Source organism: Marinobacter adhaerens HP15 (assembly GCF_000166295.1).
Lineage (GTDB): Bacteria > Pseudomonadota > Gammaproteobacteria > Pseudomonadales > Oleiphilaceae > Marinobacter > Marinobacter adhaerens.
This window is the reverse complement of record NC_017506.1, coordinates 3,086,524-3,101,574: the sequence shown is the minus strand read 5'-3', so window position 1 is coordinate 3,101,574 and position 15,051 is coordinate 3,086,524. Positions and strand designations below refer to the sequence as shown.

15 protein-coding genes are annotated in these 15,051 nt (G+C 57.7%); 10 read left to right on the top strand and 5 right to left on the bottom strand.

Annotated features, from left to right (window positions below; all coding sequences use genetic code 11):
- Positions 1 to 2: 2 nt before the first annotated feature.
- The 3 genes from HP15_RS14660 to HP15_RS14650 are packed head-to-tail and all read left to right on the top strand — an operon-like array spanning position 3 to position 2,928.
- Entirely contained in the window at positions 3 to 929 is a 927-nt protein-coding gene (locus tag HP15_RS14660) for a carbohydrate ABC transporter permease (RefSeq protein ID WP_014578204.1), read from the top strand.
- On the top strand, positions 922 to 1,791 hold the full coding sequence (locus tag HP15_RS14655) for a carbohydrate ABC transporter permease (protein WP_014578203.1): 870 nt from the start codon (positions 922 to 924) through the stop codon (positions 1,789 to 1,791). The genes HP15_RS14660 and HP15_RS14655 overlap by 8 nt, the downstream gene beginning before the upstream one ends.
- Positions 1,792 to 1,809: 18 nt before the next feature.
- Complete coding sequence (locus HP15_RS14650) at positions 1,810 to 2,928, top strand: ABC transporter ATP-binding protein (RefSeq protein ID WP_014578202.1); 1,119 nt, start codon at positions 1,810 to 1,812, stop codon at positions 2,926 to 2,928.
- Between the two features lie 15 nt (positions 2,929 to 2,943).
- Here HP15_RS14650 and HP15_RS14645 read toward each other — a convergent pair whose 3' ends face one another.
- Positions 2,944 to 4,476, bottom strand: a complete 1,533-nt coding sequence (locus HP15_RS14645; protein WP_041645554.1) for a cryptochrome/photolyase family protein — start codon at positions 4,474 to 4,476, stop codon at positions 2,944 to 2,946.
- Positions 4,477 to 4,710: 234 nt separating this feature from the next.
- Here HP15_RS14645 and hemN point away from each other — a divergent pair, with 234 nt between their 5' ends.
- Positions 4,711 to 6,129, top strand: a complete 1,419-nt coding sequence (gene hemN, locus HP15_RS14640; protein WP_014578200.1) for an oxygen-independent coproporphyrinogen III oxidase — start codon at positions 4,711 to 4,713, stop codon at positions 6,127 to 6,129.
- A 60-nt stretch (positions 6,130 to 6,189) separates the two neighbouring features.
- Here hemN and moaA read toward each other — a convergent pair whose 3' ends face one another.
- Complete coding sequence (gene moaA, locus HP15_RS14635; RefSeq protein ID WP_014578199.1) at positions 6,190 to 7,182, bottom strand: GTP 3',8-cyclase MoaA; 993 nt, start codon at positions 7,180 to 7,182, stop codon at positions 6,190 to 6,192.
- A gap of 177 nt (positions 7,183 to 7,359) precedes the next feature.
- On the opposite strand from moaA, the gene HP15_RS14630 reads away from it, so the two are divergent.
- Together HP15_RS14630 and HP15_RS14625 are read left to right on the top strand one after the other, a co-directional pair.
- On the top strand, positions 7,360 to 7,728 hold the full coding sequence (locus HP15_RS14630) for a YbaN family protein (protein ID WP_014578198.1): 369 nt from the start codon (positions 7,360 to 7,362) through the stop codon (positions 7,726 to 7,728).
- 28 nt (positions 7,729 to 7,756) lie between these two features.
- Positions 7,757 to 8,194, top strand: coding sequence for an RrF2 family transcriptional regulator (locus tag HP15_RS14625; protein ID WP_014578197.1), 438 nt, complete (start codon positions 7,757 to 7,759; stop codon positions 8,192 to 8,194).
- 43 nt (positions 8,195 to 8,237) lie between these two features.
- Here the strand turns inward: HP15_RS14625 and HP15_RS14620 are convergent, their stop codons facing one another.
- Together HP15_RS14620 and HP15_RS14615 are read right to left on the bottom strand one after the other, a co-directional pair.
- Positions 8,238 to 9,311 (bottom strand): fatty acid desaturase family protein, encoded by a 1,074-nt coding sequence (locus tag HP15_RS14620; RefSeq protein WP_041645553.1) that lies wholly within the window; start codon positions 9,309 to 9,311, stop codon positions 8,238 to 8,240.
- 54 nt (positions 9,312 to 9,365) lie between these two features.
- A complete protein-coding gene (locus HP15_RS14615) occupies positions 9,366 to 10,469 on the bottom strand; it encodes a ferredoxin reductase (protein ID WP_041646337.1) in 1,104 nt (367 codons plus the stop codon).
- A gap of 196 nt (positions 10,470 to 10,665) precedes the next feature.
- Here HP15_RS14615 and HP15_RS14610 point away from each other — a divergent pair, with 196 nt between their 5' ends.
- Positions 10,666 to 11,292, top strand: a complete 627-nt coding sequence (locus HP15_RS14610; RefSeq protein ID WP_014578194.1) for a TetR family transcriptional regulator — start codon at positions 10,666 to 10,668, stop codon at positions 11,290 to 11,292.
- Between the two features lie 12 nt (positions 11,293 to 11,304).
- On the opposite strand, the gene HP15_RS14605 is transcribed toward HP15_RS14610, so the two are convergent.
- Complete coding sequence (locus tag HP15_RS14605) at positions 11,305 to 12,774, bottom strand: WS/DGAT/MGAT family O-acyltransferase (RefSeq protein ID WP_014578193.1); 1,470 nt, start codon at positions 12,772 to 12,774, stop codon at positions 11,305 to 11,307.
- Between the two features lie 216 nt (positions 12,775 to 12,990).
- Between HP15_RS14605 and HP15_RS14600 the strand changes: the two genes are divergently transcribed.
- From HP15_RS14600 to HP15_RS14590, 3 genes are read left to right on the top strand one after another with little or no spacing between them, the layout of a single operon-like run.
- Complete coding sequence (locus tag HP15_RS14600) at positions 12,991 to 13,875, top strand: bile acid:sodium symporter family protein (RefSeq protein ID WP_041645550.1); 885 nt, start codon at positions 12,991 to 12,993, stop codon at positions 13,873 to 13,875.
- Between the two features lie 15 nt (positions 13,876 to 13,890).
- Positions 13,891 to 14,271, top strand: coding sequence for a CidA/LrgA family protein (locus HP15_RS14595; protein ID WP_014578191.1), 381 nt, complete (start codon positions 13,891 to 13,893; stop codon positions 14,269 to 14,271).
- Entirely contained in the window at positions 14,264 to 15,001 is a 738-nt protein-coding gene (locus HP15_RS14590) for an LrgB family protein (RefSeq protein ID WP_014578190.1), read from the top strand. The genes HP15_RS14595 and HP15_RS14590 overlap by 8 nt, the downstream gene beginning before the upstream one ends.
- The last annotated feature ends 50 nt before the right edge of the window (positions 15,002 to 15,051 follow it).

Below are 15,051 nucleotides of genomic sequence, written 5' to 3'. Positions count from 1 at the left end.
TCATGGAACACATTCAACGCCAACCCGCCAGGGTGGCCAGGGCGCCGTCACGCTTTCTCGACGCGTTGCAGCGCTGGCTGCCAAAGCTGGTTGTGGCGCCCACATTTGTCCTCATCGGTGTCGGCATATACGGCTACATGCTCTGGACCGGTGTGCTGTCGTTTACCAGCTCCAGCTTCCTGCCGGTGTATGACTTTGTCGGTTTCGATCAGTACGCCAAACTGATGGCCAACGACCGCTGGCTGACCGCCTCGATCAATCTGGGCATCTTCGGCGGTCTTTTCGTTCTCAGTTGCCTGGTTATTGGGGTGATACTGGCCATTTTCCTGGATCAGCGGATTCGTCAGGAAGGTGCGATCCGCACCATCTACCTCTACCCCATGGCCCTGTCGATGATTGTCACCGGCACCGTGTGGAAATGGATCCTGAACCCCAGCCTCGGGTTGGAAAAACTCATGCACGACTGGGGCTGGACCTCGTTCAGCTTCGACTGGCTGGTCAGCTCGGACATGGCTATCTATACCATCGTGATGGCCGCCGTCTGGCAGGCCTCCGGCTTCGTCATGGCGCTGTTTCTGGCGGGGCTGCGCGGTGTGGATTCCTCCATTATCCGCGCCGCACGGGTCGATGGCGCCAGCCTACCGCTGATCTACTGGAAAATCATCCTGCCGTCCCTGCGTCCGGTATTCTTCAGCGCAGTGATGGTTCTGGCTCACATAGCCATCAAGAGCTTTGATCTGGTGATGGCGATGACCGCCGGTGGTCCGGGCTACTCCACCGACCTGCCGGCGGTATTCATGTATGCCCACACCTTTACCCGTGGCCAGATGGGCCTGGGGTCCGCCAGTGCCATGCTGATGCTGGGCGCCATTCTGGCCCTGATCGTGCCTTACCTGTATTCGGAACTGAGGGAGAAGCGCCATGACTGATGTGGTTCGCACCGGCTTTCGTCCCAGCCGCGTGGCCATCTACGGGCTTTTGCTCCTGGCCGCCCTGGTTTACCTGATTCCGCTATTTATCATGCTGGTGACCAGCTTCAAGACACCCATGGATATCCGGACCGGCAACCTGATGGCTCTGCCCACGGACTGGACTACCATTGGCTGGACCAAAGCCTGGTCCGAGGCCTGCACCGGTGTTCAGTGTGAGGGGATCAGCGGTTATTTCTGGAACTCGTTCAAGATGACCGTGCCTGCGGTATTGATTTCCACGTTGCTGGGTGCCTTTAACGGCTATGTATTGTCCAAGTGGAAGTTCAAGGGCTCTGACCTGTTTTTCGGAATGCTGCTGTTCGGCTGTTTTGTCCCGTTCCAGGTGGTTCTGTTGCCTATGGCTGCAACCCTCGGAAAACTTGGCCTGGCCAATACCACCAGCGGCCTGGTGCTGGTTCATGTGATTTACGGGGTGGCCTTCACCACGCTGTTCTTCAGGAACTACTACGTGGCCATTCCGGATGCGCTCATCAAGGCAGCGCGGCTCGATGGCGCCGGCTTCTTTACGATCTTCTTCCGTATCCTGCTGCCCATGTCCACACCCATTTTCATGGTGTCGCTGATCTGGCAGTTCACCCAGATCTGGAACGATTTTCTGTTCGGCGTAGTGTTCGCCAGCGGTGACAGCCAGCCCATCACCGTGGCGCTCAACAATCTGGTGAACACCAGCACGGGGGTAAAGGAATACAACGTGGATATGGCGGCAGCCATGATCGCGGCGCTGCCCACGCTGGTGGTCTATATCGTTGCCGGCAAATACTTCATCCGGGGCCTGACCGCCGGATCTGTCAAAGGTTGACCTGAGAGGATAACAATAATGTCTCAACTGGAACTGCGGAGCATCCGCAAAACCTATCCGGGCGTTGCCGAGGAAACCCTCAAGGGCATCGACATCGACATCGCTTCCGGTGAATTCCTGATACTGGTTGGCCCTTCCGGCTGCGGAAAGTCCACCCTGATGAACACCATCGCCGGCCTTGAAACCATCACCGATGGCTCGATAGTCCTGGACGGCAAGGACATCTCCACCATGGAGCCCAAAGACCGGGACATTGCCATGGTGTTCCAGTCCTATGCTCTTTACCCGACCATGTCTGTGCGGGAGAACATCGCATTCGGCCTCAAGATCCGCGGTCTGCCAAAGCACGAGATTGATCAGGAAGTAGAGCGGGTGGCCGATTTGCTGCAAATCTCCCCGCTTATGAACAAGAAGCCAGCCAACCTGTCTGGCGGTCAGCAGCAGCGGGTAGCCATGGGCCGAGCGTTAGCCCGCCGGCCTCGTATTTACCTGTTTGACGAGCCGCTCTCCAACCTGGATGCCAAGCTGCGGGTGGAGATGCGCACCGAGATCAAGAAGCTGCACCAGCGCCTGAAAACGACCATTGTGTACGTCACTCATGACCAGATCGAGGCGATGACTCTGGCGGACCGGATTGCAGTGCTCAAGGATGGTGAGTTGCAACAGCTGGGCACACCGAAAGAAGTCTACGACCGACCGGAAAACCTGTTTGTGGCCGGTTTCATGGGCTCACCAGCGATGAGCTTTGTGCCGGTGACTGTGGAGCAGGGTGAAGGTGGTCTGCAGGCGGAAGTGCGTGGCAATGATGGCCGGTCGGTGAAGCTTCCGGTGCCGGAATTTCTGGCCGACCGGGTGGGCAAAAAGGTGATTCTGGGTATCCGGCCGGAGCACATCACCCAGCCCCAGGATCAGAAAAACGACCAGACCCTGGTGGCGAAGGGCGAGTTCACCATCGAAGTGACCGAGCCCACCGGCCCGGATGTGATTGCTCTGATTCAGTTGAACGATACCAACGTTCATTGCCGGATTGATCCGGAACACCCGGTGACCTGGGGCGAGACTGCCGAGTTGATGTTCGATATGAAGAAGGTTGTGTTCTTCGATCCGGAAACGGAGAAGCGGATCGCCCCGCACTAACTGGCTGTTGCGGTTTTAAAGCTGCTCCACGTTTGCCAGCAGGTATTCGGCGCGCTGGAGCAGCGCTTCCCGTTTCTCGGGCTTCTGCTTGTCCCAGTTCCGGTACATCATGCCCATACGCGGGTTTTTGGCAAAGTCGTCCCGATGGCGATCGATGAAATGCCAGTACAGGGCGTTGAACGGGCAGGCGTCATCTTCGGTGGCCTTGTTCACCTTATAATGGCAGTTGGCGCAATGGTCCGACATGCGCTGGATATACTTGCCGCTGGCGGCGTAGGGCTTTGAGCCCAGGTAGCCGCCATCCGCGTGCATGACCATCCCCAGCACGTTGGGTAGTTCCACCCAGTCATAGGCATCGGCGTATACCGCCAGGTACCAGTCACAGATTTCCTCCGGCTTGATACCCGCCAGCAGCGCGAAGTTGCCGGTAACCATCAGGCGCTGAATATGGTGGGCGTAAGCGTTGCGACGGGTGGCATCAATGGCCTTGTGCATGCACCGCATTTTCGTGTCCCCGGTCCAGTAGAACCAGGGCAGGGCGCGGGTGTTGCCCAGACGGTTTTCTTTGGCATATCCCGGCATATTCATCCAGTAAATGCCCCGCACGAACTCGCGCCAGCCCAGTATCTGACGGACAAATCCCTCCACCGCGTTGATCGGTGCACGGCCTGAATACCACGCCTGAGCGGCCGCCTCGCAAACCGCCACCGGATCCAGAAGCCCGGAATTGATGTAGGGCGACAGGATGGAATGAAACAGCCAGTCCTCGTTGTCCGAAATCGCGTCCTGATAATCGCCGAAGCAGGGCAGGGCATAATCGATGAAGTGCTCGAGCGCCGCCTGCGCGTCTTCGGCGGTAACGGCAAAATGGAAATCGTCGGTGGTGCCGAAGTGATCGCTGAAGTGCTCATCCACCAGGGCGATAACCTCCTGGGTAATGGCATCGGGCTCTATCCGGAATGGTGCGGGGGCTGGCGGCTTGCCGGTCCATTTCTTCCGGTTGTCCGCATCGAAATTCCACTGACCACCCTCGGGCTCGCCGTCGGATGTCATCAACAACCCGGTCTTGCGCCGCATCTCGCGGTAGAAAAACTCCATCCGCAACTGTTTGCGGCCCTCGGCCCAGTCTGCAAATTCCTGTTTGGTGGCAATGAACCGCGAATCCGGCCGGATTTCCACCGGCACCCCAAGGCGCTCGTGCCAACCACTGATCTGCTCATGCAGCCGCCATTCACCACACTCTGTGGTGATTACGCTCTTGGCAATGATCTGCTTAACCTGCTCGCCAACCACTGCCTCGAGGCTCTGGTGCTCGTTGTCCGGGTGATAGGCCTGGTAGTGAACCTGCCAGCCATCGCTCTCCAGTTGCCGGGCGAAGTGACGCATGGCACTGAACAGCAGTACGATTTTCTTTTTGTGGTGATTGGTGTAGCTGGCTTCCTCATGGACTTCGGCCATCACCACGAGATCCCGATCCTTGTCGGCGTTGTCGAGAGCGCTGATGTTTCTCGTTAACTGGTCGCCGAGAATCAGAATCAGGTTGGCCATGCTGGGGAATCCTCCAATCAGAAAGCTGCGGGCTATGCCCACAAAGGGGTAAACCAAGTACGCCAACAGCCCAAGGGTGGTTCATATGCAGCGTTGGTAAACTTAAACCAACGTTCAGCTGACACGCATCAAAAAGAGGCGACAGGGATTGCCTTAGAATGCGTCAGCTTCCCTGAACATGGGGAAAGGTGGACGTTCCATCTGGCCCCGATTTCATCTGACCCCGAGTTTGACATGACCCCCACATCCGCACTCAAAGCCCAAGACGCTACACTGCCAGAATTCATCTGGGATGACGCCCTGATCCGTCGCTATGACTTGAGCGGCCCGAGGTACACCTCCTATCCCACGGCCGTCGAGTTCAATCAGAACTACCCGATTGAGTACATGGTGAAAGCAGCGGCTCGCAGCAAGGCCAGTGGCCGGCCGCTGTCGCTGTACACCCACCTGCCGTTCTGCGCGCACCTCTGCTACTACTGCGCCTGCAACAAGGTCATCACCAAAAAACGTGACAAGGCCATGCCTTACGTAGAGCGGGTGCTGAAAGAGGCGGCCATCCAGTCAAAACTGTTCGGGGTCGACCGGCCAGTAACCCAGCTGCACTGGGGCGGCGGTACCCCCACGTTTTTACCAAAAGATGTGATGGAACACCTGATGGCGGGTTACGGGGAGCTGTTCAACCTGCAAACCGGTGAGGAGCGGGATTACAGTGTGGAGATTGACCCGCGGGAAGTGGATCAGGATACCCTGCCAACCCTTTGGAACCTCGGCTTTAACCGGATCAGTCTGGGGGTACAGGATGTAAACCCGGAGGTTCAGAAAGCGGTCAACCGCACCCAGCCTCGGGCCATGACCGAAGCCGTGCTCAATGAGGCGCGGCGCATCGGCTTCCGTTCTATTAACCTGGACCTGATCTACGGCCTGCCGTACCAGACGCCGGAGAGCTTTGCGGAGACGCTGGAGGCTGTGATCGAGATGTCGCCGGACCGGCTCTCCGTGTTCAGTTATGCCCACCTGCCGGAGCGTTTCTATCCGCAGACCCGGATTCAGGGCGACACCCTGCCCAGCCCCCAGCAGAAGCTGGCCATCCTGCACAACACCATCAACCGCCTTCTGGAGGCCGGCTACGAATACATCGGTATGGACCACTTCGCCAAGCCGGATGACAGCCTGGCCGTTGCGCAACGGGAGGGACGTCTGCACCGGAATTTCCAGGGCTACACCACCCACTCCGAGTGCGATCTTGTGTCCCTGGGTGTTTCCGCCATTGGTCAGACCGACGACGCCTATTTCCAGAACAATCACGACCTGCCTTCCTGGGAAGCGGCCATCGATGCCGGCCAACTGGCGATCACCAAAGGCGTGAACCTGACCCGAGATGACCGCATCCGCCGCTGGGTGATCGGCCAGCTGATCTGCCAGTTCCGTCTGGATCGCCAGCTGTTCGCAGACGTCTGGAACGAAGATCTGAACCGTTATTTTGCCGATGAGCTCAGCCGTCTGAAGCCCATGGTTCAGGATGAACTGATTGCCGATGATGGCAATGCACTGCAGGTTCAGCCCGCAGGGCGGTTGCTGATCCGGGCGATCTGCCAGATTTTTGATCTGTACCGTAAAGAGGGCGCCAGCCAGCGGTTCTCGCGGATTATTTGAATTGGTTGGTGTGCGGAACAGGCTGAGCGGACGCGGCCTGTTCCGGGTTTGCTGACCTTTTTAGCCGCCAGTCATGTTCATAAAGCGGAGAATCTGCACATCGCCATTCGCTGAAAAGTGATGCCGCTCCGGCTTCAGATCCATGGCGTTGATGATGGTCTCGCGCAGTTTGTCATCGGTCACCGGGTTTCCACGCAGCACGCGGCGCAAATCCACCGAGTGCTCGTTACCGAGGCAAAGAAGCAGCCGCCCCTCAACGGTTACTCTGACCCGGTTGCAGGTCGAGCAGAAGTTGTGGGAGTGGGGAGAAATGAAACCCACCCGCGTTTCGCTATCTTCCATACGGTAGTAGCGGGCTGGACCGCCGGAATCCTCGGTTGCCGGAACCAGCTCGTGGTGCTTGCGGATAATGTCCCGAACCTCTTCGCTGGTGCACAGCGCCAGGCCGCGATCGTGCTCGGAAATCTCGCCCAGGGGCATCTCTTCAATAAAGGTGATGTCCACCTGCTTTTTCCGGGCGAACTCGACCAGCTCGGGGACCTCTTCATCATTGCGGCCTTTCATGACCACGGTATTGATCTTGATGCCCCGGAAGCCGGCCTCCCGGGCAGCATCAATACCGTCCAGAACCTGCGAGAGTTTGCCAGTGCGGGTGATGTTGCGGAATTTTTCGGGGTCCAGAGAATCCAGACTGATGTTCAGGCGGTGCATCCCCGCCTTGCGCAGAGGCTCTGCCATGGTGGCGAGCTGACTGCCATTGGTAGTCATGGCGAAGTCGCGCAAGCCGTAGGTACCGATTTCCTTGACCAGCTCCAGAATGTCCTTTCGTACCATCGGTTCGCCGCCGGTCAGACGGATTTTTTCGGTACCGAGATCCACAAAGCTACGGGCAACGCGAGCGATTTCTTCGAGGGTGAGAACCTGCTGACGGGGCAGGAAGGTCATATCCTCGGCCATACAGTACACGCAGCGGAAGTCGCAACGGTCAGTGACGGACAGACGCACGTAATTGACAGTGCGACCAAAACGGTCTGTCAGCTTGTTCTGGGACATCGGGAGGGTCCTGTTGCCGGTTGTTTTTTAACCTGAGTATAGCCCAAGTATTGCAGATTGGATCACCAATTCCGATACCCCTCGGGAGGTAAGCCTTAGAGTTCCTGTTTGCTAGAGACCCATAGGTTCTATCGTTGTAGACTAAATGCAATTATCAACAGTAGTGAGAACCCCGCGATGGGCGATCGTATCGGGAAAACCGGATTTCGCATTCTTGCGTATATCTCAATCGGTCTGGCATTTGCCGGGGTGGTTTTGCCGCTTATGCCCACGACGATCTTTGTCCTGTTGGCCGCCTTTTTTGCCAGCAAGGGATCGCCAGCCTTTGCCCAGTGGCTTGAAGATCACCCGAGGTTTGGGCCGGCCATTGATCAGTGGCGCACACGCAGGGCGGTGCCGGCAAGGGCAAAGGTGTTGGCGTGCAGCATGATGGCGCTCAGTTGGGGCATGCTGTTTGTGTTGGGCGCTTCCGGTTTGGTGCTGGGGATTTCTGGCGTGTTTTTATGCGGCACCGCATGTTACCTGGTGACCCGCCCTTCTTACTGAACGATTGTCATAACGACTGGAGCTTTGAATGCACATCACCCGTTACACGGACTATTCACTTCGAGTACTGATTTATCTGGCAGTACAGGGTGATCGTCTGGCGACCATACAGGAAATCGCCGACAGTTATGATATTTCCAAAAACCACCTTATGAAGGTGGTGCACCAGTTGAACAAAAAAGGCTATATCGAGACTATCCGTGGCAAAAAGGGCGGTATGCGTCTGCACCGTTCGCCCTCGGATATCAGCATCGGCATCCTGGTGCGGGAAACCGAGCAGGATCTGAGCATCGTGGAGTGCTTCTCCTCCAAGAATGCGTGCAAGATAACGCCGGTGTGCGGTCTCAAATCAATGTTTGGGGAAGCGTTGAAAGCGTTTCTGGAGGTGCTCGACAAGTACACGCTTGCCGACGTCATTCAGGAACAGCACAGACCCCAGCTTTTGAGATTGCTTCAGATAGCCTGAACCGGCCAGGTCCCCTCTCGCTTGCCTGGCCGGCTCGACCCCGTCAGGCAGCTCTGGCAAGCCCAGCCATCTTTCCGGGCAGGGAGTGCCTCAGTATCCTCTTGATGACTGTTCCATACTGACTGGCAAAACTGCCTGTGTTGTAGTGTATGCCGTGCTTTCGACACACCGCCTGCACCTTCCCGGAAATTTCCGGATATCGGTGGGCAGGCAGGTCAGGAAACACGTGGTGCTCTACCTGGTAACTGAGGTGCCCACTCAGGATGTGCAGCCAACGACCACCGGTGAAATTTGAAGACCCGGTGAGTTGGCGCAGATACCAGTGGCCTTTGCTCTCGCCCTCACACTCCTCTTCGGTAAAGGTTTCCGCATCCTGTGTGAAATGGCCGCAGAAAATCACGGTGGATGACCAGAGGTTGCGGATCAGGTTGGCGCCAACATTTCCCGCCAGAACAACAGGCGCCACCGGCAAGGTGAGCAGCGGAAAGAACACGTAATCCTTGAAGGCCTGGCGGCCACCCTTGCGGGCGAATTGCTTCAGGAACGGCAGTTTTTCCCGCCAGCTTATTTCCCGGCTTCGCAGCTTCTCGGTTTCAAGTTCGTGCAGGCCCACGCCCCATTGGAAGAACACGCTCAGCAGAATGTAATTGATGAACTGCAGCGTGTGCCAGGGTTTCCAGGGCTCGTCATCGGTCAGTCGTAAGACGGCGTAGCCGTAGTCACGGTCCTTGCCGATGATGTTGGTGTAGGTGTGATGTTCATAGTTATGGGTACGGCGCCAGGAGTCACCTGTGCAGACCGTATCCCACTCGTAGGTCTGGGAATGCAGGCTCGGGTCGTTCATCCAGTCATACTGGCCGTGCATGACATTGTGACCGATCTCCATATTTTCCAGGATCTTGGCAATGCCCAGGGTTGCCGTGGCAGCAACGAACACCGGCGGAAGGAAGCCGAATGGCATCATGATCCGGCCACCGGCTTCGAGACTCCGGTGCAGTCGGACCATCCTCCGGATGTAACGTGCGTCCCGTTCTCCGAGGTCCTCCAGAACCTCCTCCCGGATCGCGTTCAGATCTGTTTCAAGTTCTGCGAGTTGCGCTTCGGTCATCTTTTTCATGGTCATACTCCCTGCGGTGCACTCAGGCCCCGCAATAAAATCGGATGTGGGTTCTTAAAGGTCGAGCGAGACCGGGCCGCGGGGAACGGAGATACAAAGTTGGACAGTCTCCTCGCCGGGGCCGGAAGTTTGGCCGGTCAGACGGTTGATGACGGTACCCGTGGTTTTCCGGCAACTGCACTGGTGGCAGATGCCCATGCGGCATCCGTGGCGCGGTGTCAGTCCGGCGGCCTCGGCAATTTCCAGCAGGGTGGCATCGCCCTCGGAACCGACCACCATCTGGCTGCCCTCAAACTGAACCTCACCACCGAGCGTTTCGTTTCCAAGGTTGGCACTTGGCACGGAAAAGAACGTGCTGTGGATATCCGCGTCAGCAAAGCCTCTCTCGGAGAGGAGGCCCTGGGCCAGATCCATCAGGCCTTTGGGGCCGCAGAGATAGACCTGCCGAGCCTTGATGCCCGGCACTGCATCCAGATCCTGGCCACGCAGGTAGCGGGGTTCCCTGGACTCGTTGGTGGCGATGATATTAAGCGTGAGGGCGCTATAGCGTGCCTTCAGGGCCAACAGTTTCTCCCGGGCGATAACGTCATCACGGGTTCTGACGAAATACAGCAGTGTCACCGGTGCCCGGTAATCCTGGGCCGCCATGGTTTCAAGCTGGCTCAACACTGGCGTGATGCCGCTGCCACCGGCAATGAACAGCACCGGCCGGGCCGGTTCCGGTATCAGAAAATCACCAAAGGCCTCGCCCAGACCGATTACCGCACCAGTTTGCAGGTGATCGTGAAGCCAGTTGGTCACCAGGCCGCCGGGAAGGCGTTTGATGGTCAGCGTGACCAGTCCCTGTTCCTGCCAGAGCAGGGGTGAGCTCGAGAGGCTGAACGTACGGTTTCGGCGTACTCCATCCACTTCAACACATATGTTCACATGCTGGCCCGCGCGGAATCCCGACCAGCGCCTGGCCGGTTTCAGAACCAGTGTCTTGGTGTCCCCGGTTTCAGAAAGGATCTGCTCCACTCTGGCCGGTGTGTACTCTTGTACCCACATGGGGTTGATGCGTTCCAGCAGTGGGTCAAAAAACGCTTCCGGGTCATCCCGGTTGAATAGCTGCCTTCCGAGCCAGTGAAGGGCTTTTTGCTGGGTCTGTTTCGCTAACATGGTCATTGCCTCCCTGAGGCTTTCTGTTTCCCTTGTGTACAAGTGTTCACTAATGTGTACGAATGTACACACGACAACGTCAACTGACAACGGCAGAGCTCGTAATGGCTCAAAATGACAAGCATTCTGTACTTTTATTTTTTGGGATGTGTACACTCGTGAACCATTGGCTAACGGCAGGCGGTATGGGTACAGGATGGCGGAAAAACAGCGAAGAAAGCCGGGTGAAACCCGCGAGAAACTGATGACCGCGGCGTTAACCCTGGTAGGCAAGGGCCGGCATTTCGCCAGTCTTGGTATCCGGGAGGTGACACGTCAGGCAGGCGTGGTGCCCACCTCGTTTTACCGGCATTTCCGCAATATGGACGATCTGGGGTTGCAGCTTGTGGATGAGCTGGGCCTGGTGCTACGCAGGATGATGCGAGAAGCCCGGGCGAATGTGTTGCAGGCGGACAAACTGATCGAAGAGTCGGTGGCCATCTTTATCAGCCACGCGCAGGCCAACCGGAGTTTCTTTCTGTTCATGGCCCAGGGGCTGGCCGGTGAGAGCAGGGCGGTGCAGGAAGGTATCCGGAGCGAGATGCGTTTCTTTGCCAGTGAGCTTGCCAATGATCTGCGCAGGTTGAGGTTGGTGGACCATCTGACCGATCAGGATCTGGACATGACCTGTGATCTGGTGGTGCGCAGTGTCGCCTTCAGCCTGACTGATCTGCTCGGCGTATCCGCCGACGACGACTATCAGATCGAGCAGATCAGGAAGCGGACCACCCGCTTCCTGCAACTGATTTTCGTGGGCGCCGCCCACTGGCAAAGCGCGGGCTGATTGTCCGTTGTATCAGTCCGCTTTACTCTTTTTCGTCGGCTGTTTGCGCGGCGCACTGGGCTTGGCCGCAGCTTTCGGTTTGGCCTTTGGCGGAAGAATCAGGCTTTCCAGTTCGTCCAGTGCCTCACCCGTGTAAACCGCAAGTCTCTGCATGCTCGGCAGGGTATCCCTGCAGCCCGTATAGCCGAAGTTCAGTGAACCGTCATAGCTCAGGCAGGTGATGTTCAAAGCGCCACCGTGAGTAATCAGCGAGACAGGGTACATGGCTTCCAGTTTCGCGCCCTCGTAGTAGAGCGTTCTCTGGGGCCCCGGCACATTGGAAATCGTGACGTTAAATACCGGCCGCATGCGACCGCCAAGGCCGGACATCAGCTGCAGAATATAAGGCGACATCAGGAGCATGGTGTACTGGGTGAGCGCGCTTTTGGGCAGCTTCTGCAAATGCTCTTTGGCCCTTCGCGTTGACGCCTTGATGTTTTGCAGGCGGGTCAGCGGATCGGCTTCGTCGGTCGCAAGCGAAGAGATCATGAAACTGATCTGGGTGCCTGTCCCTTCGTCATCGGACGGCCGGATGTTAACCGGTATGCCGGCGGTGAGGGGAGCGTCCGGCAGTTCATTCTGTTCCAGCAGAAAACGCCTGAGGGCAGTTCCGCACAGGTACAGAACGATATCGTTGAGGGAAGCGCCGGAAACGTGGGCAAGCTCCTTGATCCTGTCGAGCTGGTAATGCTGGGTGGCAAACCGGCGCTGGCCGGTAACCCGGTGATTGATCTTGGACACGGGCCCGGTAAACGGTGCCGTGAGACCATCCTCGGGGTGACGGACCGAATGCACCAACCTGTTGCCCGCTTGCAACAGACGTGGCGCCATATCCGCTTGCAGTTTCAGTGCCTCCATGGCCTGTGAGACCGCGCCGGGCACGCTGGCCTCGGAATCGGATTTGCTGCCGCGACGGCGCTCCGGCCGAACCGACCAGGGTGGCGGCATGTCCCGTTTGTCGGGATCGGTTGTCAGTACCCGTTGCATCAGGCGTACACCACTGATGCCATCAATCATGGAATGATGCATCTTGGTGTAGAGCGCAAAACGGTTATTCTCGAGGCCCTCGATAACGTGGCATTCCCAGAGTGGGCGGGCAAAGTCCAGGGGGTTGGAGTGCAGGCGCGATACCAATATGCCCAGTTCCCGTTCACCGCCGGGGCGCGGCAGTGCCGAGTGACGCACGTGGTAATCCAGATCGATTTTCTTGTCGACTTTCCAGCCCGGCGCCAGTACCCGACCCAACAGTCCGGACCAGGCAAGCTTTAAACCCCAGGGGGGCGCGACATCGCCGGTTTCCTTCATGCGGGTCACCATGTCCCGGAGGAAGGTTTCAGGGGCGCCCTCCGGTAGCGAAAAGATCTGCAGGTTGCCCACATGCATGGGGGTGTCTTCAGATTCTACGGCCAGCCAAGAGGCATCCAGCGTTCCCAGGCGTTTCATTCCTTGTGCGTCTCCACCAGTATCCAGGTATTTTAGTTATCTCATGCAAGTATACTTGCAACTGCTTCGTGACACGATGTTTCAGGTCATAAAGTTCCCCGGTTCTGCAGTGCCTTATCACCTCAAACCTTTGCCGTTTTAGTCTCCCGAAAGAGGCGAGTGTGTGCTACTTTTCATCGGTTGGTTGCAGTAAAAACAAAAACATCCGGAGGCGTTGTGGAATCCAGCCCGCTTATCTCGGCAGGACTGCCGATTGCTCTGTTCATCATCATGATCGGTATCGGCATGACCCTGACGATACGAGACTTCCGCCAGGTGGCGGTGTATCCGAAAGGGATGATCGTCGGCACCATTGCCCAGATTCTTGTCATGCCGCTCATCGCCTTCATTTTGGCCACGTTGCTGGCGGTTCCGCCGGCCATAGCGGTCGGACTGGTGATCATCGCCGCCTGCCCTGGAGGCACCACATCGAATCTGTTTGTGCTGCTCTCGCGGGGCAACATTGCCCTCTCTATAGTACTGACCGTCAGCGCCAGCCTGATCACCATTCTCACCCTGCCGCTGTTTACCAATATTGCCCTTCAGCACTACATGGGAACCGAGGAAGACATTGTGCTGCCGGTCTGGAAAACCGTGGGCATGCTGATTGGCATCGTGCTCTTCCCGGTCGCCATCGGGATGGTGGTTCGCACCCGTAAGCCGGAAGTTGCCCGCAAGGCAGAGGGCATTGTGAGTATCTTCGGTGGCATTGTGCTGGCGGTGCTGATCGTGGCGCTGGTGTACGGGGTTCGCGACCAGATCTGGGAGCTCCTGAAGCAGGCGGGGCCGGCAACCATCCTGTTGAATCTGGCCGGTATTGGTCTCGGTCTGGCGGCCGGCCGGGTGGCGGGTCTGACACAGCGGGAATCCCTGGCAGTGGCGGTGGAGTTGGGTGTAAAGAACGGCACCATTGCCCTTATGGTCACTCTGACTCTGTTGGAATCCAGCGCCATGTCGATCCCGGCTGCTGTCTACGGGGTGCTGATGTTCCCCATCGGCTTTGTTCTCGCTATGTATGGTCGAAGCATCATTCCCATTTCGACGGTACAGAGCAAAAACTGACTGGAGTCCTGCGTTATGCAGTTCCTGAACGGCATTACCCTTCTGCTTGTCTACCAGTTGGTAGGGGAGGTTACAGTTCGCTTGCTCGGTGTTCCCATCCCCGGGCCCGTACTTGGCATGGTGATGCTGTTCGTAACTTTGATGATACGGGGCAAGGCGCCGGAGTCTGTCGATCAGGCGTCCACGGCCTTGCTCAGTCATCTCTCGCTTCTGTTTGTTCCCGCTGGCGTGGGCATGATGGCGCACTTTGGCCGCATCGCCGACGAGTGGCTTCCGATAACCCTGGCGCTGTTGTTAAGTACCGTGATTACCATGGTTGCCACCGCGCTGATCATGCAGGTAACCACCCGCTGGTTTGCCAAGCCGCTTGCTGAAAAGGAGGGCGGCGATGAATGAGCCGGGCCTGCAAGACATCTGGGTATATCTCTCCGCATCACCGCTATTGGGGCTCACGATCACCCTGGTGGCCTATGGCCTGGCCTACCGGCTGTACCTGAAAACCAACTCCAACCCTCTGGCCAACCCGGTGGTCACGTCCGTCGCCATGCTCATTATCCTGCTGCTGGCAACAGGCACCTCCTACAGTGATTATTTTGAAGGCGGCCAGTTTGTTCACTTTCTGCTGGGGCCGGCCACGGTGGCGTTGGCCGTCCCCCTGTATCAGCAGTTTTCCAGGCTTAGACAGCTGTGGTTGCCGGTGACGATTTCGCTTTTCTGCGGCGTGGTGATCGCCGCTGGCAGCTCCATTGGCCTGGCCCGTCTTCTGGGCGGCTCCACGGAGATCCAGATGTCCCTGGCACCGAAATCGGCAACGGCGCCGGTGGCCATGGGGATTTCCGAAAAAATTGGCGGCCTTCCGTCGCTGACCGCCGTATTGGTTGTTATCACGGGCATCACCGGCGCCGTTCTGGGCACCAAGCTCTTTGAGTGGATCCGGGTTCGTGATGACACCGCCAGGGGCATTGCCATGGGTGTTGCAGCACACGGTATCGGGACCGCCCGGGCGTTTCAGGTAAGTTCGCAGATGGGTGCTTTTTCCGGGCTTGCGATGGCGCTTTCCGCCTTCGCTACCGCCTTGCTCGTGCCCTGGCTGGTCGATCTGCTTGAAGCCTGGATCCCCGCCTGAGCCGGCTCTTCCGATGGATTCAATGGGATAACTCCATTTCCCCATTGCTG